Raw genomic sequence first — 519 nt, 5'->3', positions numbered from 1 at the left:
ATGCTGTACCGCCTGTCGCGCAGCCTGAAAGATCTCCTGCACCTCATGGAGAAGATCGAGCCGCGGGCGCTGGGTTCCGCTCGCTCACCGAGGCGATCGAGACCACCACGCCGGCTGGCCGCATGATGATGCAGATGGTCGGCAGATTCGCCGAATTCGAGCGCGCCATGATCCGCGAGCGGACGAGCGCAGGGCTGGCTGAGGCCCGGCTGGAAGGTCGCGTTGGTGGGCGACGGCGCAAGCTCGATGACAAAAAGCGGCGTGAGATCGCCGAGTCCGTCATTTCGGGCCGCGAGTCTGGCGCCGAAATGGCAAGGCTATATGACGTGAGCGAGCCAACCGTCTCAAGAATCGTTGCCAAATTTCGCCAGCAGGAGGCACATCAAGCACTGGAATTACTTGGCTTGAATGACCGCACGGGGTGGAGCTTTGCCGTCCGTCTCGCCCTACTCGACCGAGCAGGAAGAGTACAATGCGGGACCTTCGGAGGCTTTTCCGGCGATATAGAAGGGCGCTATG

General features: G+C 61.7%; 1 pseudogene. It reads left to right on the top strand.

Annotated elements, in window-relative coordinates:
* A pseudogene (locus tag EOC06_RS38435) lies at nt 1–371 on the top strand (recombinase family protein); the annotation flags it as partial.
* Nucleotides 372–519 lie beyond the last annotated feature (148 nt).

Origin of the sequence: Mesorhizobium sp. M7A.F.Ca.MR.362.00.0.0 (assembly GCF_004023175.1) — a bacterium.
Lineage (GTDB): Bacteria > Pseudomonadota > Alphaproteobacteria > Rhizobiales > Rhizobiaceae > Mesorhizobium.
Note: the sequence above shows the minus strand (reverse complement) of the source record. Positions and strands in the feature narration are given on the sequence as shown.